At 65.4% G+C, this 18,623-nt stretch carries 20 protein-coding genes; 9 read left to right on the top strand and 11 right to left on the bottom strand.

Going from position 1 to position 18,623, the window contains the following annotated elements; translation table 11 throughout:
• The first annotated feature begins 190 nt into the window (after positions 1–190).
• Positions 191–1,297: a D-glucuronyl C5-epimerase family protein gene (locus tag E5Z01_RS17380; protein ID WP_135230517.1), complete on the top strand. Its 1,107-nt coding sequence runs from the start codon at positions 191–193 to the stop codon at positions 1,295–1,297.
• Between the two features lie 55 nt (positions 1,298–1,352).
• Here E5Z01_RS17380 and E5Z01_RS17385 read toward each other — a convergent pair whose 3' ends face one another.
• From E5Z01_RS17385 to E5Z01_RS17405, 5 genes are all read right to left on the bottom strand, one after another.
• Complete coding sequence (locus tag E5Z01_RS17385) at positions 1,353–2,540, bottom strand: BNR-4 repeat-containing protein (RefSeq protein WP_167757992.1); 1,188 nt, start codon at positions 2,538–2,540, stop codon at positions 1,353–1,355.
• 83 nt (positions 2,541–2,623) lie between these two features.
• The gene (locus tag E5Z01_RS17390) at positions 2,624–2,851 is read right to left on the bottom strand and encodes a hypothetical protein (RefSeq protein WP_135230519.1); all 228 of its coding nucleotides are present in this window, start codon (positions 2,849–2,851) and stop codon (positions 2,624–2,626) included.
• A gap of 34 nt (positions 2,852–2,885) precedes the next feature.
• Positions 2,886–4,028, bottom strand: a complete 1,143-nt coding sequence (locus E5Z01_RS17395; RefSeq protein WP_167757993.1) for an alginate O-acetyltransferase AlgX-related protein — start codon at positions 4,026–4,028, stop codon at positions 2,886–2,888.
• A 7-nt stretch (positions 4,029–4,035) separates the two neighbouring features.
• Positions 4,036–5,457, bottom strand: coding sequence for an MBOAT family O-acyltransferase (locus E5Z01_RS17400; RefSeq protein WP_135230520.1), 1,422 nt, complete (start codon positions 5,455–5,457; stop codon positions 4,036–4,038).
• A gap of 15 nt (positions 5,458–5,472) precedes the next feature.
• The gene (locus tag E5Z01_RS17405; protein WP_135230521.1) at positions 5,473–6,060 is read right to left on the bottom strand and encodes an alginate O-acetyltransferase AlgF; all 588 of its coding nucleotides are present in this window, start codon (positions 6,058–6,060) and stop codon (positions 5,473–5,475) included.
• Positions 6,061–6,149: 89 nt separating this feature from the next.
• Here E5Z01_RS17405 and E5Z01_RS17410 point away from each other — a divergent pair, with 89 nt between their 5' ends.
• The 7 genes from E5Z01_RS17410 (at position 6,150) to E5Z01_RS17440 (ending at position 10,288) form a co-directional block, all read left to right on the top strand.
• The gene (locus E5Z01_RS17410; protein ID WP_167757994.1) at positions 6,150–7,490 is read left to right on the top strand and encodes an alginate O-acetyltransferase AlgX-related protein; all 1,341 of its coding nucleotides are present in this window, start codon (positions 6,150–6,152) and stop codon (positions 7,488–7,490) included.
• Positions 7,491–7,681: 191 nt separating this feature from the next.
• Positions 7,682–8,101 (top strand): hypothetical protein, encoded by a 420-nt coding sequence (locus tag E5Z01_RS17415; RefSeq protein WP_135230523.1) that lies wholly within the window; start codon positions 7,682–7,684, stop codon positions 8,099–8,101.
• Between the two features lie 15 nt (positions 8,102–8,116).
• Positions 8,117–8,365, top strand: coding sequence for a hypothetical protein (locus tag E5Z01_RS17420; RefSeq protein WP_135230524.1), 249 nt, complete (start codon positions 8,117–8,119; stop codon positions 8,363–8,365).
• A complete protein-coding gene (locus E5Z01_RS17425; protein WP_135230525.1) occupies positions 8,349–8,669 on the top strand; it encodes a hypothetical protein in 321 nt (106 codons plus the stop codon). The genes E5Z01_RS17420 and E5Z01_RS17425 overlap by 17 nt, the downstream gene beginning before the upstream one ends.
• Positions 8,666–8,971: a hypothetical protein gene (locus E5Z01_RS17430; protein WP_135230526.1), complete on the top strand. Its 306-nt coding sequence runs from the start codon at positions 8,666–8,668 to the stop codon at positions 8,969–8,971. Before E5Z01_RS17425 ends, E5Z01_RS17430 begins: the two co-directional genes overlap by 4 nt.
• A complete protein-coding gene (locus E5Z01_RS17435; protein WP_135230527.1) occupies positions 8,949–9,707 on the top strand; it encodes a glycoside hydrolase family 19 protein in 759 nt (252 codons plus the stop codon). The genes E5Z01_RS17430 and E5Z01_RS17435 overlap by 23 nt, the downstream gene beginning before the upstream one ends.
• A gap of 44 nt (positions 9,708–9,751) precedes the next feature.
• Entirely contained in the window at positions 9,752–10,288 is a 537-nt protein-coding gene (locus E5Z01_RS17440) for a hypothetical protein (protein WP_135230528.1), read from the top strand.
• A 435-nt stretch (positions 10,289–10,723) separates the two neighbouring features.
• On the opposite strand, the gene sat is transcribed toward E5Z01_RS17440, so the two are convergent.
• From sat to E5Z01_RS17470, 6 genes are all read right to left on the bottom strand, one after another.
• Positions 10,724–11,887, bottom strand: coding sequence for a sulfate adenylyltransferase (sat, locus tag E5Z01_RS17445; RefSeq protein ID WP_135230529.1), 1,164 nt, complete (start codon positions 11,885–11,887; stop codon positions 10,724–10,726).
• 122 nt (positions 11,888–12,009) lie between these two features.
• Complete coding sequence (locus E5Z01_RS17450; protein WP_135230530.1) at positions 12,010–12,693, bottom strand: phosphoadenylyl-sulfate reductase; 684 nt, start codon at positions 12,691–12,693, stop codon at positions 12,010–12,012.
• Complete coding sequence (gene cysC / locus E5Z01_RS17455; RefSeq protein WP_135230531.1) at positions 12,690–13,232, bottom strand: adenylyl-sulfate kinase; 543 nt, start codon at positions 13,230–13,232, stop codon at positions 12,690–12,692. Before cysC ends, E5Z01_RS17450 begins: the two co-directional genes overlap by 4 nt.
• On the bottom strand, positions 13,229–14,803 hold the full coding sequence (locus E5Z01_RS17460; RefSeq protein WP_135230534.1) for a nitrite/sulfite reductase: 1,575 nt from the start codon (positions 14,801–14,803) through the stop codon (positions 13,229–13,231). Before E5Z01_RS17460 ends, cysC begins: the two co-directional genes overlap by 4 nt.
• 286 nt (positions 14,804–15,089) lie before the next feature.
• Positions 15,090–16,583, bottom strand: a complete 1,494-nt coding sequence (gene cobA, locus E5Z01_RS17465; protein ID WP_135230532.1) for a uroporphyrinogen-III C-methyltransferase — start codon at positions 16,581–16,583, stop codon at positions 15,090–15,092.
• Complete coding sequence (locus E5Z01_RS17470) at positions 16,580–17,995, bottom strand: CbiX/SirB N-terminal domain-containing protein (protein ID WP_240738541.1); 1,416 nt, start codon at positions 17,993–17,995, stop codon at positions 16,580–16,582. Before E5Z01_RS17470 ends, cobA begins: the two co-directional genes overlap by 4 nt.
• Before the next feature lie 384 nt (positions 17,996–18,379).
• Between E5Z01_RS17470 and E5Z01_RS19820 the strand changes: the two genes are divergently transcribed.
• On the top strand, positions 18,380–18,623 hold a 244-nt coding region (locus E5Z01_RS19820), incomplete at its 3' end, for a hypothetical protein (protein ID WP_205750509.1).

An 18,623-nucleotide genomic window follows, 5' to 3' on the forward strand; every position in this document is an offset into this window, starting at 1 on the left:
TTGCGCAGCGGGACCGCGCTGAGAACGTACTGTAGGATAGCCATTAGACCCATTGGAAGCGGTGTGTTCACAGCCCCATTTTCGGTGGGTCTTTCTTTGTGACCTCAAAACTGCACGAACCATTGGTGAAAGCCCCCGCAGATGCTAAAGGCAGTCTGCAAGTCCAAGTTCGCAAGTACGGAGTAGCCCCATGAAAATCACCCTGCTCATTCCCCTCTGCCTCGTCCCGCTCGCTCCGCTGGCCGCCGCCCAGGCCATCCCCACCGCCACCACCTGCGCGGTCAGTCCCGCCGCCACCGACCAGTGGCCCGAATGGAACCCTGGCACGAAATTTGCCACCCCGGTGAAGCAGGCCCTGGAACGCTTCAAAGCCCAGCCGAGCGAGTGGAAAACCTACGTCACCCCAGGGGGGCACACCTGGAACGGCGATTACCTGGGCTTCAGTGGTCAGGGGGTCGTGGAACGCTGGGATTACATCAGCCTCGACAAAGAAGACATCCCCGTGGTGAAGTACAAGGGGGTGTACTACCGCAACCCCAACACCATTGCCCAGAACGCCCTGAAGTACTACGGGCGCTACCTGAAAGACCGCCAGGAGGTGAACAAGACCACCTTCCTGAAGCACGTCGACGCCATGCTGGCGCAGCAGGACGGGCGTGGGGCGATGGTGATGCCGTACCCGTACAAGGCCCCCCGGAACTTCACGGAGTACGCGAAGGGGTGGGTGTCGGCCATGTCTCAGGGACAGGCCATGAGCGTGTTCGCGCGGGCGTACGACCTGACGAAAGACGAGAAGTACCTGACGGCCGGGCGCAAAGCGCTGGCGTTCCTGAGCCTGCCCGTGACCCGTGGGGGATCGGTGAGCAGTCTGGGGAACATCGACCCGTCGCTGGGGCGCTACCTCTGGTTCGAGGAATACCCGCAGGACAAGGAATCGAAACCCAGCCACGTGTTCAACGGCCACGTGTTCACGGTGCTGGGACTCTACGACTGGAGTCAGGTAGACAAGACCAGCACCGGGCGAACCGCCGAACGGCTGTTCAGGTGTGGGGCCTACAGCCTGGAACGCGCCCTGCCGTACTTCGAGCTGGGCGGGTACTCGGCCTATGACCTGGGGCACCTGACGGACGGGCTGGTGGCCCCGCGCATTCAGCTGATTCAGTACCCCTACCAGACAGTGCACATTTACCAGCTGCTGGCGCTGTACTCGTTGACGAAGAAGCCCGTGTACCTGGAGTGGGCAAACCGCTTCAGCCATGACCTGGGGCAAGGAGACGTGTCCATTCCGCAGCCCTGAAGTGATTTTGAACTGCAAACGCCCCCGGCCTGCGCTGGGGGCGTTTGGTTGGAGGTCACTGGCAGGTCTGTTGCCCGGCAGGCACGATCAGGAGGTCTGTCCTGAAATCGTTCAAATCCCGGTACCAGTCGATGAATGTGGCGATCAGATCACCGCTCGACTGCTCGACAAAACGCGGCCAGGTCAACGGGCGGCTGGACTTCAGGAAGGCGCAGGACGTGCGGTCGGTCAGGTTGAAGGCCCTGAGCTGGTAGGTGTCATTTTCGCGCTTCGCGTACACCACCCGCCGGCGATCGGCATCGACGAAAAGACCGCTGGGGTAAAAGGTGACGTCCGCCTGGTCGATCTGCTGGACGTGACCGTCATACAGCATGACCTGTGAATGGCCAAGGTTCGCGCCCTCCTGGCCGCAACAGGGAATAAATTCCCGGTCGTACTGCATGAACCCCACGATGGGTTTTCCTTCCGCAGTGAGCTGCATGTGCCAGGCCCTCAGCTGAAGGTCGTCCGGCTGGGTGTAGACCGGGGGGTGGGTGTTGAGGTTGGGAATGGCCTGCCCTTCCGGGGTGCTCCACGTGATCCCGCGCGTGTCGGACACGGCGACATGCAGGAACTGGTGTTTTTTCAGGACATAGTTGTAGTAATTCCAGGCCAGCCCGAAGCGGCCGTCACGGTAGGTGGTGGTGAAGTAGACGACGCTGTCCTTGGGAAACCGGACGACCATGCGTTCTTCGCGCCGGCCGAGATCGAGGTCACCGGGCACGGTCATGAGTTTGAGGCCGAGATCACCGGCCCTGTAGCGCCTGAAGAAAATGTAGAGCCGTTCATCCGGGCCGACATAGACCTGCGGGTAGGTGGCGTTTTCTTGAAGTTTCACGGCGGGCTGCCACTGGGTCAGGTCATTCGGCCGCAGGGAGATCCGCAGCATCAGGTCGCTGTTGTGACGGGCATAGACAGCCACGTAATGGTCTTTGTACTTCCCGGCCTTCATCTGCACCAGAACCGGACTGTCATGGTCATCTATTTGCTTCCAGTCATGCAGCAGGACTGGAGGGGTCAGCGAGCCGTCACGTTGCAGCGACTGGACGTAGAGCTGCCCATTGTTGTTGACGTACGTGAAGTGGGTGGTTCCGGCAATGTTGACGGCCTGCGGCGCGTTGTACCAGAGGTTGGTGGCGTCTGGAACCAGGGTGGTCGCCAGGGCGCCGCCGCTGAGAGCCAGGAAAAGGAGGAGGGATTTCATGTTCATAACGTAACCCTTCTGGCGGGGGGGCGGCGGGTTCTTCCTGGCGGCCTGAACTTTTGCCTGTGACGGGGGGAAGGGGGTCACTTCTTCTCGACGATTCTCCAGGGGCCGAGCGGCGTGAACACGCGCGGCAGGGTGGGGCGTTCCAGGCGAACACTTTGCAGGTCATCCAGTGACCAGCGCTGCACCTCGGTGCGCAGCAGCAGCCCGAGCGGCTTGTAGTAGTGGCGGAGCTTGTGGGTCAACTGGTGGTGAATGCCGTCAATCTCCACGGTGACGCTGGTGACGTGATGCCCAAGAAGTTTCATGACGCCATTGTGAAGGACGATTGTTGGACTCAGGTCATTTGTCCAGAGGATACGCCACCCGCAAAAACCGTTCCGGAATTTCCCACACGACCACCTGTGGGGGATTGTCTTTTCTGTCCTGGCTTTTCAGGTACTCGCGCATGGGCAGGGTGGGGCCTTTGCCTTCCTGCGCGGCGTTCAGCACTTCAGTACCGAGTTCGCGGCCGAGCGCCTCCGAGAAGTGCCACACGTTGTCTTTCGTTTCGGCGCTGTAGGAGGTGCCCACCAATGTGACCGCTAACGTTTCGTCTCCCAGGAGTCCCCCACCTCCCTCGTCCGTGCGGGTGTACTCGGGTTCCTGTACGGTGTCCGGCGCTGGCCCCTGACCGTCTGGGACAGGAATGTACCGGAGCAAGTCACCCTTCCGCTTCACGACAGGTTTGGCCCCGGCACTGAACTCGGCGGGCGGCAGGTCGAGGTTCAGCCCCTTCACGGCGGGCGCGAGGGTCTGCGCGGCCACCACAGCACCGAAGGGCGTCCAGTGCGTGTCGGTACGCAGGAACACCGGGGCTTCCGGTTTGCTGGCCTGCTGGAACGCGGCCGCCAGGTCAGGCGTGGGGATGCCCGCCTGCTCCAGCTGCTGGCGGAATGACGGGTAAACAGGGGCGTTGACGGCAGGGACACGGACATGGCCGAGTTCCCCGGCGTGAATTCTGGCCTTGCTGGGAATCAGGGCCACCACGAGGGCCGCCCCGTCCTTCTTCAATTCGTCCCTGACCTGCTGGATGTAGGCCAGTTTGCTCTGGATTTCCGCCGCGTCGCCCTTGCTGGTCTGGAATTCTTCAGTGGTGAAGAGCCAGCCATTCTTTCCCACCACCGCGCCGTCGCGGGCTTCCCCGAAGAGTTTGTAGTTCAGCCCGCCCCACAGGTTCACGCTCGGATCGCGCCACGGCACCTTCGCGTCGAGGTTGTTTTTCTCGTAGTCGAGCATGGCCTCGCCGGTCAGGATGGCCTTGCCGCTGGGCCACTGCCGCACGCTGGGTGTGAGCAGGGTGGCCACGGCCCCCACGCCAATGACGCCCAGCAGGAAGGCTGCCGGCAACCAGTGCAGCACCTTTGGCGTGTCGTGGTTGTCGATGTTGTCTTTCAGCCCCTCGGCCTTGAGGTGATGCTGATGTTCTTCGCGGTCTTTCGTCATCAGTACCTCAAAACTGGAAGTAAAGGAAGGGGGTGTAAGATTGCGCGCTCAGTTTCATGATGGCCAGCACGAACAGCGGCAGCAGGGCCACCGTCGCCAGCACCACCGGGCCGGGGCGCAGGAGCTTGCCGCCCACGTCCCCCATGCGAGCGCCCCACCACGGGGCGAGGTACACGATGGCGGTGGCGATGACCATAGTGATCAGCACGCTGGGTTTGACCTGCCAGGCCAGCGTGTCCGACAGCCCGAAGCCGTTCAGGCCCAGCATGCCCTTGTACATCCGGAAGGCGTCTTGCACGTGGTCGGCGCGGAACATCACCCAGCCGATCATCACCAGCAGCATGGTGCCGGGAATGGTCAGCCAGGCGGTCAAGGGTTTGCGGCCCAGTTTTTCCTTCATCCACAGTTCGATGGCCAAGATGGTGCCGTGCCACAGACCCCACAGCACGAACGTCCAGTTGGCGCCGTGCCACAGCCCGCCCAGCACCATGGTGATCCACTTGTTGAAATACGTCCGGGCCTTGCCCTTGCGGCTGCCGCCCAGGCTGATGTAGAGATATTGCTGCAACCACCCCGAGAGGCTCATGTGCCAGCGGCGCCAGAACTCGGTGATGCTGCGCGAGATGTACGGGTGGTTGAAGTTCTCCGGGAACTTGAAGCCCATCATGGCCGCCAGGCCAATGGCCATGTCCGAGTACCCCGAGAAGTCGAAGTACAGCTGCAGGGTGTAGGCTGCCGCGCCCAGCCAGGCGTCGGTGAAGGTGGGGTTGGGCTGGTGGAAGGTGGCGGTCACGAGCGGGGCGATGGTATCGGCCAGCAGCACCTTCTTGGCGAAGCCGGTCATGAAGCGCGTGGCCCCATAGCTGAACTTCTCCAGGCTGTGGGTGCGGCTGCGGAACTGGTCGGCCAGCAGGTTGTACTTCAGCACCGGCCCGGCGATCAGATGCGGGAACAAAGCGATGAACGCCGCGAAATCCAGCGGGTTGTGGGTGGGGGGTTCCTCGCGGCGGTACACGTCGATGATGTAGCTGATCGCGTGGAAGATGAAAAACGACAGGCCGATCGGCAGCAGGATGGGTGTCCAGGCGAACGGCTGCATACCCAGCGTCTGCGTGATGGCGTTGAAGCTCTCGATGCCGAAGTTGGCGTATTTGAAGTACGCCAGCGCGCCCAGATTCAGCACCATGGCGCTGATCATCGTCCACATGCGCCCCCGGCCGTCGGGCTGCTTTTCCAGCACCAGGCCGTACACGTAGGCGGCCCCGGTAATGGCGATCAGCAGCCACAGGAAGTCCACCCGCCACCAGGCGTACAGCGCGTAACTGCCCGCCAGAATCCACCCGCTGCGCCACTTGAACGGCAGCAGGTAGTAGACGATCAGGAAGAGGGGGAGGAACAGAAAGAGAAAGACGTTAGAGCTGAAAACCACGTTTCAGCCCCGGCCTTACTTCGTCTTGGTGGTGCTCTGGGTGAGGGTCATGCCGCTGTCGGTGACGACCAGGGCGTAGGCGTTGCCGCGTTCCAGCTTGACTTTCTTCACGGTGCCCAGGGCCTTGCTGCCCGCGAAGGCCGCGAGGTCGACGGTGATGCCGTTCACGGCGCGGCTGCCGCTTTCCCCGGGCTTCACGTCTTTCACCACAGTGGTCTTGCCGTCGGCGGTTTTGAGGTCGAGGGGGGCCTTCGTGAGGTTGTACACGGTGAGCAGGGCCTTGGCGCGGTTGTCGGCGGCCTGGTCTTTGAGCAGCACGAGTTTGCCCCCGCTGACCATGACGGAGTAGAAGTTGCCGGCCTCGACCTTCAGTTTCCCGGCGGTGGTGCCGAGTTTGGCCTCGAAGTCCCCCTGCGGGACGATCACGTAGGCACTGGCGGCGGCCTTCTCGGCGGTGACGGCCTTGCCGGCGACGGTGCCAGTGGGGGTGTTCAGCACCCGCACGAACGCACTGTTGGCGGGCGGCGCAGGATCGTACAGGCCTTCCTGGGCGGCGGCGGCGGTCAGGAGGGTCAGGGCAGTCAGCGTCAGGGCTCGTTTCATGGCCTTCGCATTCTAGCGGGTGAGCTGAAATTGACCTGACCCGCGCCGCGGGAGCGCCTGGCCAGCGCGCCGGTCGCTATACTCAGCCAGTGCGGTGGAAGCGCGTAACGTGGCTGCTCAGTCTCCTGGGGCTGGTGGGCCTGTCCGGGTTCGTGGTGGTCGGGCGTGCCCAGGCGCCGCAGCTGTGTCCCGCCGCCAGAACCGAGTTGAAAACCCTCGTGACTGACGGCCGGGGGCGCCTCTTTACCGCCACCACCCTGCAACAGGACTTTGACGCCCGCGCCTTCCGGGCCGACCTGCAGGACATGGCCCGGCGCCTGACGCGCCTGAACAGCAGCCTGGTGGCGGTTCCGGTGCCCTGGAAGGCCCTGCTGGTCGTGCCCCCGGGCAACAGCGGCTCACCTCAGCTGCTGGGCTTCGAGCCATTGAAAGCCCGCCAGGGGTACTGGAGCGTCACGAACACCTTCCGGGCCGCGGGCATCCCCACCCTGGATGTCCTGTCGCTCTACCTGAACTCGGGAGAGACGCCCTACTTCAAGACCGACCACCACTGGACGGCTCGCGGGGCTGAACTGGCCGCCGCCGGCATCCGGCCGCTCCTGACGCCGCTGACCTTGCAGAGGCTCGGGAACCCGGCCCCGCTGCCTCCTCCCACCTTTCAGGGAACCGTCGAGTTCACCGGCAGCCACGCCGCCCTGGCGGACACCGTCTGCCCGCCGGTGTGGCCGCTGGAAAAGACCTTTCAGAGCGTGACGGTGGGCCTGCCGGAACAGGGGCTGCTGGACGAGGCGGCGCTCCCCGTTCTTCTGTTCGGCAGCTCGTTCTCGCGCAGCGCCCGCGTGAACGACGCCCAGGCGCTGCCCAGTTACGGGTTTGAGCAGTGGCTGAGCGCCGACCTGGGGGTGGCCGTGCAGAATGAGGCGTTCAGCAGCGGCTCACAGGGCAGTTGGCTGGAGTACCTGGCGCAGCACCTGGGTGAGCCCCTGCCGCCCCTGATCGTCTGGGAGATGCCCATCGCGGATTTCGCCCGGGATCACCAGGCTGCCACCGCCCTGTTCTTCGATCAGCTGATCCCGCTGCTCTCCCTGACGGAATTTCCAGGCGCCCCGCCCACCCAGGTGCTGCAACAGCGTCCCTTCAAGCAGGTCAAGGCGGCGTATGACCTCGGCCCACTGCCCGCCCAGGCGTTCGTGCAGGTGCGGCTCTCGAAAGCCACTGCCCTGTCCCCCCGTGTGACCGTCGAGGGAACAGGCGGTCAGCGCACGGTGACGCTCAGACGTGAGGGAAACAAGGCCATGGCCATGCCGGGATACGCGCTGAGGCTCCCCAGGGATCTGGGGACGCTCAAACGCCTGGTGCTGGAGTGGCCGGTGGCGTCCAATGACCTTGCCCCGCAGGTAGAGGCCGTCACCATTCATGCGCTGAAGTGACCGGAATGACCAGCCCCTGCTGACCTGACCGCCCCACACGGGCGGTTTTTCCATTCCATGCAGTCCCCCATGCCCAACGCACCCCCCGCTCCCCCAAAGTGACCCGTTGCCCCGCTTCCAGGCGGGGTTTTTTCTGGCCCTGCATTCCCGGCGTGCAGGGCCACCCTCTTGCCAGCCGGGAGAGGAGGGCTATGCGCCTGAACCTGTTCATTCCGCCGGGTGTCATGCCCCCTGCCACGCTGAGAGGCATGAGGCCGCCGTTCTCCCTTCTCCTGCTCTGCGCGGCGCTGCTGCTGCCTGTGGCCCGCGCTGCGCCTGAGCCGTCCCCGCCGCCCAGGTGCCGCGTGGAAGCCATCTACACCCCGCGCTTTGGCAGTGAGCTGGGCAGTCTGCTCGTGCGGATTCGCAAGGATCTGCCCTGCCCAGAGAGCGGCATCGCCCGCATCCGGCTGGGCCAGTACGGCGGCCCAGGAAGTCGCGCCACCGGCTCCACCGAAACGCTCACGAAACAGCGCCCCGCGCTGGTCTGGCTGGCCCAGCCGCGTTACCGCACGGTGCTGTGGGAAGCGCTCACCGGCTCTCAATTCAACGTCCCTATTCAAGGCAGGTGAAGCCGATGGAGGCCCATGAAAGTCCCCCTACTCATCATCACCGTTGCCGTCAGCCTGTGCCTGGTCGCGCTGTTCGCGAAGCTGCTCATCACGAACGTGTTCGACAAAGAGGCGGCTGGCGTCCTGGCCACCATCCTGGGCGGCCTGTTCACGGCGCTCACCCTGCAGAAGCAGGACAACGACAAGGACAACGACAAAGACCCGCCCTCATCCGACCCGCCCTTGCCGCCGCCAGGAGGTGGAGCCGATGCGGGAACTGAATGACCTGCTGGGGTTGATAGCCGTGCTGTTGCAATTCGGCGGGGTGGGCGCGGTCAGCGTGCGGGCCTACCTACTGCGCCGCCGTCAGACCCGCTGCCAGGCGGTGGGCTGGTCCGGCGTGCTGATCCTCCTGACCGGCCTCTGGCTGGCCCTCAATTCGTTCGATGTGGGCAGCGTCTGGGGGGCCATCGGCAACGACCTGAAAGACATTCCGCTGGCAACCACGCTGCGCATCGCCGTGTTCAGCGCGTGGCTGTGGGTGCTGCAGGGCGTGCTGACGCGCCTCGCAAAGGAGGAACTGAAGTGAATACCGCTATCCTCGCCGCCATTTTCTACTTCATTTACAGCTACAGCCTGGGGGTGTCCGCTGTGCTGGCCTACCGCTATTCGCCCAGCCGCTGGCGCTGGGTGCCGGGGGCGTTCGTGGTGATTTATTACCTGCTGGCGCTGCTGTACCCCCACCGCGTGATTAAAGAGGCGTTCGCGGGCAAGCCTGCACCCGGTGACGACTGGCGCTTCATCGTGTCGTGTCTCGCGTTTTCGACCTGCCTGTACCTGATGGCGCAGGTTCTGAAGGGGGTGCCGCGTGATCACCGCGAGCCTCATTAAGGCCATTAATCCCCAACTCCCTGAAGCGCGGTGCGCCGAGATTGCCAGCGGGCTTCAAACTGCCGCGCAGGCGGCGCAGATCACCACCCCGGCCCGCGTGGCGGCGTTTTTGGCGCAACTCGCGCACGAGTCCTGCGGGTTCCGGTACAGCGAAGAACTCTGGGGGCCAACTGCTGCCCAGCGGCGCTATGAAGGCCGCCGTGACCTCGGCAACACCCAGAAGGGTGACGGGTACAGGTTCAGGGGCCGGGGCTTCATTCAGTTGACGGGGCGGCACAACTACCAGCGGTACGGGTTCACGCTGGGCCTGCCGTTGGTCGAGCAGCCCGACCTGGCGGCGCGGCCTGACGTGGCGGCGCGGGTGGCCGCGGCCTACTGGACATCGGCGGGCCTGAATGCCCTGGCTGACGCCGGGAACTTCCGCGAGATCACGCGGCGCATCAACGGCGGCTTCAACGGTTGGGATGACCGGGTGAAGCGCTGGGAGGCCATCAAGCGGCTGCTGGCGGCCCAGCCGGCTCAGGGGCGCGTCCTGCTGGCGATTCCAGGCCGGCAGGGCGACCCGCAGGAATGGAACGGCAAGCCTGACCCTTACGGCGGCGTTCCCCTGTCTGACGCACTGATCTCGCAGTTGCGCCTGCTGTACCCGCAACCGGGCGGCCCGTGGCAGTACCAGGGGCTGCGCGTCTGGGTGCGAAACAACGGCGACCTGGTGCTGGACAAGACGCAAAGCTGACCGGACTTTCCCCTTCTTCGCCCTCTAGCACAGGAGAAACCACCATGACGAACATCCCTGCACTTCCGCAGAACATCGACCCGCGCATTGCTGAAATCCTGCGCCAGAAAGCCCAGAAGGGCATCGCCATCCAGAAGACCGAGGTGCCCCGCCTGCGTCCCCAGGCCGCCGAGGCCCCGACCGATCCTGTGCCGCCGCGTGAAATCCCGGTGGGAACGCCGGAGCTCTCGGGGATGCTGGTTGACGTGCTCAGCATCGCGGACACCCTGATCCGCCGGGCCATCGACGCCGTGCGGAGTGACGGCAGGCTCACGATGGTCGAGGCGCTGGCGCTGGTGCCAGACATTCGCAACATCGTCAGCGAGGTCGTGGGCCGCCTGCTGCCTGAGATCAAGGGCCAGTCCGCCTATGACCTGGTGAGCCTGGTGCTGGCGGTGCTGGTGCAGCAGTACGTCAGCCCGCATCTGCCGGCCCTGTTGCGCCCCTACCTGACGGCGCGGGCAATCCGCACCGCCATCAACGGGCTGCAATGGGCCTACGACACCTGGGTCAAGCCCCGGCTGAAAAGCCCCCGGCCCTGACAGGCCACTATCGGACTTTTCAGGCGATTGCCCCCGCTTCAGCTTTGGCTGGGCGGGGGCTTTTTTCATGCCGTGCGTAATCGCGTGCGTAAACGAGTGGGCAACAGTGGCCTAAAGTGTTCAATGTGTTCTGGCAATATGATGCCGGAGACCCGCCAGCAGAGCGAGAAATTGAAAAACGAGACACCAGTAATCACCTGTCATCCTAAGCCAACAGAGCAACTACGGATCAGAAGGCCAGGGGTTCGAATCCCTTCAGGTACACCAGAGAAAAGCCCCGCCCAGTGCGGGGTTTTTACTATTTCCATTCGTACCGTATGGTACTGAGCAGCAAATGTAGGTGGCGCACGCAAAACGACGGAGGCGGCATCGGACAGAGACGGGAGCGTCGCACCTTGTGTTCCCGTCTCGTTAACCTGCCACCGAGCAGTGACGTCAGGGGCGCTGGTAGCCTCTGCGCAGCACCTCGGCCACCTGCGGGCGCGTGAATTCCGGTGGCAGGTGTTCCCCGGCCCGCAGTTTCTCGCGGACTCTGGTGCCGCTGAGGATCAGGTGATGGTGGGCGGGGTGAGGGCAGGTGCGGGGACTGACCATCTGGTGGCAGGACTTGCAGTAGAAGGTGTGCTCGAACTTCAGAATGCGGATGCCGAGTTCCTCCGGCGTGAAAGCGCTGAAGATCTCCTGCGCGTCGTAGGTGCCGTAGTAGCTGCCGACCCCGGCGTGGTCACGGCCCACGATGAAGTGCGTGGCCCCGTAATTGCGGCGCGACAGGGCGTGCACCACAGCTTCGCGCGGCCCGGCGTAGCGCATGGCGGCGGGGTACACGCTGAGCAGCGTGCGCTCCTGCGGGTAGTAGTGGCCCAGCAGGGTTTCGTACGCTTCCATACGGATGTCGGCGGGAACGTCGTCGCCCTTCGTGTGCCCGACCAGGGGGTGCAGCAGCAAACCGTCCACGAGTTCCAGCGCGACCTTGTGCAGGTACTCGTGGGCACGGTGGATGGGGTTACGCGTCTGGAAGGCCACAGTGCTGCGCCAGCCGCGGGCCTCGATCACCTGCCGCACCTCGGCGGGCGTGCGGTGCTGGGCCGGGAAGGCGCCGCGTGGCACGTCGAACAGCGTGACGGGGCCGGCCAGGTTCACGGCCCCCTGCGCGTACAGGGCGGCCACGCCGGGGTGCGCTTCGTCCTCGGTGCGGTAGACCTCGCGGGCTTCCAGCACCTTGCGGGCAGGGTACTTCTCGGTGATGTCGAGGGTACCGACCGTTTCCCCGGCGTGCGTCAGCAGCACGCGGCCGTGAAGACGCTGTGCCTCATCGTGGCTGACTGGCAGGGTAATGGGCAGACTCCAGGGCGTGCCGTCCGCCAGGCGCAGGTGCTCGATGATGCTGAGGTAATCGGCTTCATTCACGAAGCCTTGCAGGGGCGAGTAAGCGCCCGTGGCGATCATTTCCAGGTCGGCGAAGGCGCGTTCGCCCAGTTCCAGGGCAGGCAGGTGGCGCAGTTCGGCGGGATCGAAGTCCTGGCCGGGCTGCCACAGGCGGCGAACGAGGGTGCCGCCCAGGGGCGTGGGGAGGGCGGCGGCGTCGGTAATGGTTGGCATGGTCAAGCTCCGCTATGTGGTTGAAGTTCAGGGTGGTTGAAGGTCAGGAGTTGGTCGTGAGGAAAACGTCGGTCTTCAGTGCCGCCCATGACATCGCTTGCCGCTCATAGCTGGCCTCCTGCTCATAAGCGGCCTGCCCCGGCCCACAGGCCACACTCGGTCTTGCCCTGCCCGGCCCAGCGTCCCGCGCGGGCGTCCTCGCCGGGATGCACCGCCCGCGTGCAGGGCCAGCACCCGACCGACAGAAACCCGTCGAAGTACAGGGGGTTCACCGGCAGGTCGTGTTCACTGGCATACGCTTCAAGCTGTTCGCGCGTCCAGTGGGCCAGGGGGTTGACCTTTACCCGCGCGCCCGCTTCCACGAAAGGAATGTCGGCGCGGGTGCTGGCCTGATCCCGGCTGCGGGCATTGAGCAGCGCAGACGGCTGCTTCTGGCGCAGGTAAGCCTGAAGCGGCTGCACTTTCCTGGCGGCGCAGCAGGCGTCCGGGCCAGTCCGGTGCAGTTCCGGCGCGGTCTGCCCGTCGTCCGGGTGCGCCCCGGCGTTCAGGGTCACGAACGTCAACTCCGGGTAGCGCGCCGCCAGCCGCTCACGGGTCGCCAGCGTTTCGGGAAAGTGAAAGCCCGTGTCCACGAAGACGACCTCGCCGGTGTACCCCGCCCGCACCGCCAGGTCAAGCAGTACCACGCCGTTCAGGTTAAAGGCGCTGGGCATCAGCAGGTCCGGGTGCGCCGCCAGCGCCCAGCGCACCACGTCCAGCGGGTCGCTGTCCGGGGTAAACGCGGGGCTGTTCTGCACAGCGGTCATGCTTCCCCCAGCGCCCTGAGAAGTTCGGCTACACCCTCCTGCACGCTGAGGCGGTCCGTGCGCAGGTGCAGCCCCGGGGCTTCGGGGGCCTCGTAGGGGTCGCTGACACCCGTGAAATGTGGAATCTCGCCGGCCAGGGCCTTCAGGTACAGGCCCTTCACGTCGCGCTGCGTCACGACTTCCAGCGGGGCGTCCACGAACACTTCCAGTGCGTTCGGCAGGCCAGATAGCACGTCCCGGCGGGTGTCGGCGTAAGGACTGATGGCGCTGACCAGCACCGTTACCCCGTGTCTGGCCAGCAGTTCGGCCACGAACCCGATGCGGCGGACGTTGATGTCGCGGTCTTCGCGGGTAAAGCCCAGCCCCCTGGAAAGGTTCTCGCGCACGGCGTCACCGTCCAGCAGTTCCACGTTCACGCCTCGGGCCAGCAGTTCGGCGTGCAGGGCGCCGGCCAGGGTGCTTTTGCCCGCCCCGCTCAGGCCGGTGAACCACACCACGCGGCCAGTCTGCACGGTAGGTTTCGGGGCGGTGGCGGTCATGCGCCCACCAGTTCAGGGTGACCGCCCAGCACGGCGTCCGGCGTGAAGTGCCCGTGGCCCAGGCGGTCGGCGTACTCCACGAAACTCTCGCCCGGCGCCTTGTTGGCTTTGAAGTCGCGGAGAACCCTGTCGGTGTACTCAGTCAGCCGCTCGGCGGGCACAATTCCCTTCAACTTGGTTCCGGTGCGCTGCGCCTGCCCGATGCTGCCGGCCAGGTGAACGTTATACACCTCCTCATCACCTCTCAGCGCGCCCATGAAACCCAGGTCGGCCACCTGATAGCGCGTGCAGGCGTTGCTGCACCCGGTCAGGTTGATCACGAACGGCACGTCCAGGTCGGTGTGCAGCGGTTCGAGCACGTCGATCATGCCCGCCACCCGCGCTTTCGTTTCGGTCTGCGCCAGGCGGCAGAACTGCGTGCCGGTGCAGGCGATGGTGGTGCCGCGCAGCGTGGCTTTGGGTGCGAGTTCCAGCGCCTGCAACTCGGCCACCAGAGCGTCCACGTGCTCTGTTTTCACGTGCGGAATCATCATGTTCTGGAAGGCGGTGGTGCGCAGGAACCCGTTGCCGTAGCGCTCGGCCAGGTCGGCCAGTTTGCGGGCCTTCTCCGGATCGATGCGGCCCACGGTGGTCGTCAGCACCACGTAGTTCAGCCCGTCCTTCTGGGGATTCACGCCCAGCACGTCACTGCCGCCAAAGCGGGCCACCGGGGCGGGCGGCCCGGAACGGAGCGGGCGGCCCAGGTACTCGGTTTCTACCAGTTCACGAAATTTCTCGGCCCCCATGTCCTTGATGAGGTACTTCAGGCGGCTTTTCTTGCGGTTCACGCGGTAGCCGTGATCGCGGTACGCCGCCGTGATGGCGCGCCCGACCTCCACCACCTCTCCGGGGGTGATGAACACGCCCAGACGCTGCGCCAGGTGAGCCACCGCGCCCAGGCCACCGCCCACCCACACGTCGAAGCCCACTTCCTTCTGACCATCCGGGCCCTCAACGTCATGCGCCAGGAACCCGATGTCGTTGATCAGGTGAATGCCTTCCAGTTCGGGCGCCCCGGTCAGGCTGATCTTGAACTTGCGCGGCAGGTCCTCGAAATCCTTGTTGCCGCTCAGCGTGCCTTCCATGCTGCGGGCAAGGGGGCGCACGTCGATTTTCTCGCGGGCGTCCAGGCCGGCCAGTGGCGAGGCGATCACGGCCCGCACGGTGTCCCCGCAGGCGCCACGGGTGTGCAGGCCCACGGTGTCCAGCCGGTTCAGAATCTCGGGGATGTCCCCAATGCGCAGCCAGTGGAACTGGAAGGCCTGGCGGTCCGTGACGTCCAGCAGGCCGCGCCCGAAATCCTCTGAAATTCCGGCGATGACGCGCAGGGCATCGGCGTGCAGTTCGGCGGTGGGCACCTTCACGCGCATCATCAGGTAACCGTCTTCCTGGGGGCGCTGGGGGTACACGCCTGCCCACTTCAGCAGGTCGATTTTCTCGGGGTCGATCTGACCGGCGGCGGCGTACTGGGGAATCAGGTCGAAGATCTCGAAGGGGGGGAGTTCTTTTTTCAGGGTCTCGATATCGGACATGCGGGGTGCTCCGTGGGGCATGAAAAGAGGGTGGGGCGAGGGGTCGCCGGCAACTGATCTTCTTATTGATGAAAAAGGTAATCTTCTATGGTGGATAAAACAAGTCAATAATTGCAGACTGTTCTGACACGTCTAGATTCGCTACAGGCCAAACTGCCTGACAGGGCTGCTGGCCCCTCAGTGAGGAAATCACCGGGAAGGGGCGAGTGGAGAGAAGGGGACAGAAGGCATTCCGGACGTGGAGTGATCGAACTGATGGTGTTCCCGCTGGCTCACAGGACGCTTTTTACGCGCCGCGTCCCCAGGCGCGCTGCACCGCGTCAGTCAGGCCCTCCAGCGTCGCCTCCTGCGCCGTGACCAGCCGCGTGAACCCCGCCGCCCGCGCCGCGCGTTCGGTCTGCGGCCCGATCACCGCCGCCGTGAAGCCGGTGCCCGCCACCTGCGCCAGCCCCCGCGCCCCGGCGGAAGACGCCAGCGTCACCACCTGCGCCGCCGCCAGGTTCGCCCGGTGCTCCGCGCTCAGCTCGGCCGCCTCCACCCGGAAAGCCTCGATCAGGTGGTACTCGATGCCCCGCGCCAGCAGCGCCTGTGCCAGATCGGTTTCCAGTTCCTGCGAGCCGACCTGCAGCACCAGCTCGCCCGCCCCGGCAGGCAAGGTGGCCCCCAGGTGCGCCGACCCGGAACACTCCGGCACGAAATCCGCCCGCAGCCCGCGCTCACGCAGGGCCCGCGCCGTGCCTGAGCCCGCCGCCGCGATCTTCGCCCCGGCCAGCAGGCGCAAATCCCGGCCCTCGGCCAGCAGGGTGTCCAGCAGCGCCGAGACGGCCTGCTCACTGGTGAAGGCCAGCCAGCCGTCAAACCCGCTCAGGGCCCCGACCACCTCACGCCGCTTCCCGGTGGGCGTGAAGCGCAGCAGGGGAATCTCGCTCACCTGCGCCCCACGTGCTGCCAGGAGCCCCGCCAGGGCGCTGCCTGTGCCAGCCCGGGTGCGCGTGACCGCCACCTGCACGCCCGAGAGCGGCAGCGCCTGCGGCACGAACCAGTTCAGGGACTCGTGCAGGCGCACCACCTCGCCCACCACCGTCACGGCGGGCGCGCCCACCCCCGCCCCGCGCACCACGGCGGCAATGTCGGCCAGGGTGCCGGTTACCACCCGCTGCTGCGGCGTGCTGGCCCACTGAATGGTGGCGGCCGGCGTCCGTGGGTCACGCCCCGCCGCGATCAGGTCAGCGGCGATGCGTTCCAGGTGCTTGACCGCCATCAGGAACACCAGCGTGTCCACGCCGCTGAGGCCCGCGTAGGCGGCTGATCCGTGCTGATCCGTGCCTGTCAGCACCGCGAACGACCGCGCCACGCCCCGGTGGGTCACCGGAATCCCCGCGTAGGCCGCCGCCGCCACCGCGCTGCTGATGCCCGGCACGACCTCGCACGGCACGCCGGCCGCCGCGCAGGCCAGGGCTTCCTCGCCGCCGCGCCCGAACACGAACGGATCACCGCCCTTCAACCTCACCACGCGCTGCCCACCGTTCTCCAGCGCCTTGTGCACCATCAGCGCGTTGATGTCCTGCTGCGACATGGAAGGCAAAAACCCCCGCTTGCCCACGTCCAGCAATTCTGCCTGCGGGCAAAGGTGCAGCAGCTCCGGGTTCGCCAGCGCGTCGTACAGCACCACGTCCGCTTCACGCAGCCGCTCGGCCGCGCGCAAGGTCAACAGGCCCGGATCGCCCGGCCCCGCGCCCACCAGGGAAACGAAAGGGGCCGAAAGGGAAGCGTGGGTCATGGGTGAGGTTCCTCCAGCAGGTGAGCGACTTCAGAAACGAGGAGCGTGCAGGCTTCCGCGCAGGGCAGGTTCCGGGGGTGGCCGTTCAGGAAGGTGGTGGAAAGGTGTTCTCCGGCCCACAACGGCGTGCGCAGACACCCGGAACAGATGGTTTCGCGCGCCGACTGAAGCTGCGGCGGCGTGGCGCGCTGTACCCGGCGGTACAGGCCGCTCTGGCGCGCCGCCGTCTCGTGCCAGGGCGTGACCCTCAACGCTCCTTCCTCGAACGCAGAGGCTTCTTCGGTCAGCGTGGGGTAAACCGCGTGCAGGGCGCGGCGCAGATCCACCCGCGAAACGTTCGCCCGCCAGCCTTGCGGTAACCCCGCCCGCGTGCGAATCGGCCGGTGCGCTCCCGCGTCGTCCCGACCTGTGACGGCGTTCAGTTCATCCACCCACAGCACCCTCAGGTCGTTTCTTTCCACATCTGCCGTATTCCGCAGGTCAAAAAATCCATCCGGGAATGGCTCGATTCTCAATTCACCGACCGTCAGCCCCGCCGACGCCGCTTTTTCCAGCCTGTTCCAGGCGCGGGCGTGAGCTTCATCCACCGTGCCCGGCGCTGTGCCTCCCGCTTCGCGCACCAGTTGCAGCAAGGCGCTTTTCACGTCCGGGTGCGTCCCGACCGGCCGGGCGTAATAGACCTGCCTGCCCCCGATCCGGCTGACCGGGCCACTCAAGCCCAGTTCCGCGGGAATGGTTTCCTGGGTGTGCCAGCCTTCCGAGGCGAAGAAAGGAACCATAATCACGTCCAGGTCACCCGTGAATTCCGGCCAGCTCGTGGCGTGCGGCGGTTCGTCCAGGTACAGGGCCACGGCTCTGGCAAAGAGGCCCGTCGCCGCCAGCGTCTGTGCGGCGTTCTCGATGGCTTCGCGGCTGCGGGCGTTGCGGCGCGTGCCGTGGCCCAGCACCACCAGCGCCGTGGTCTGCGCATCCCACTCGGGACAGACCTCGCGCGCGCGGGACAGCAGCACGTCCGTCATGGCCGGGTGAACGCCGTAAGGCCGCGTGTAATGCACGGTCTTGCCGTTCACCTGTTGGGTGACGCCGCCGGCTGGCACGCGGCCCTGGTGGTCGAGGCCCAGTTCACGCGGAATGACCTGCTCGGTGAAGTATCCCTCGCTGATGAAGGCCGGCAGCACCGTGACTTCGCGGTAACGGGCGGTGCGCAGGGCCTGGCGCAGCGAGGGTTCTTCCTTCCAGTACGCTTCCAGCACTTCCTCGAACTGGCCGCTTGCGCGCAGGCTGCGGGCGTGGGCACACGCAGCCTGCGCGGAGTCGGCATTCAGGTGGGAGCCGTGCCCGACGACGATCAGCGTGCGCCCACGGGGGGTAGTGTCAGGGCTGGAAAGGACGGGGAGCAGAGCAGCAGACAAGACTTCACCTCCAATAATTGACCTTTTTTATCATCTTTAAGAGGAAAGTGTTCAAAAGTATCTAGACTGCCCATCAAAAAAGAGGTGGCCAGTCAAGAGGGGGCAGGATCACAGGACAGCGTGGAGTGATGAGCAACGAGATCGGGAAGATGGAGTGGTATGCAGCCAACTCCCTCTTCCCGATGCACTGATGATACGCCCCGATGCCCACATTGCCCGTCGCCCACCCGGGTGGGCGTTCATTCCCGTTGCGACGCTCGATACCGCTGTCATCGCTGTCACGCGACGTACGGCACACCGCTCTACCGTATCAAGATCGATCCGAACATCGTCCAGCTGGTCCTGACCCTCCTCACCTTCGGATGCCCCATCCCAGCAGTGGTCATGGCCTTCAAGATCGACGAACGCACACTGGCCGACTGGGTGAGGAAAGCCGGTGAACACGCGCAGCGTGTTCACGAGTACCTCGTCTGTCAGGGCCAGTTACATCTCGGGCAGATTCAGGCGGACGAACTCTGGTGTCGTACCCAACGGGGCGTGCGGTGGCTGGCAACGGCCGTCTGTGTCTCCTCACGACTGCTCCTGTGGGGTGCGTTGGCTGCTGAGCGAACGCACGCCCTGATCGCCG

This window comes from Deinococcus fonticola (assembly GCF_004634215.1).
GTDB lineage: Bacteria > Deinococcota > Deinococci > Deinococcales > Deinococcaceae > Deinococcus > Deinococcus fonticola.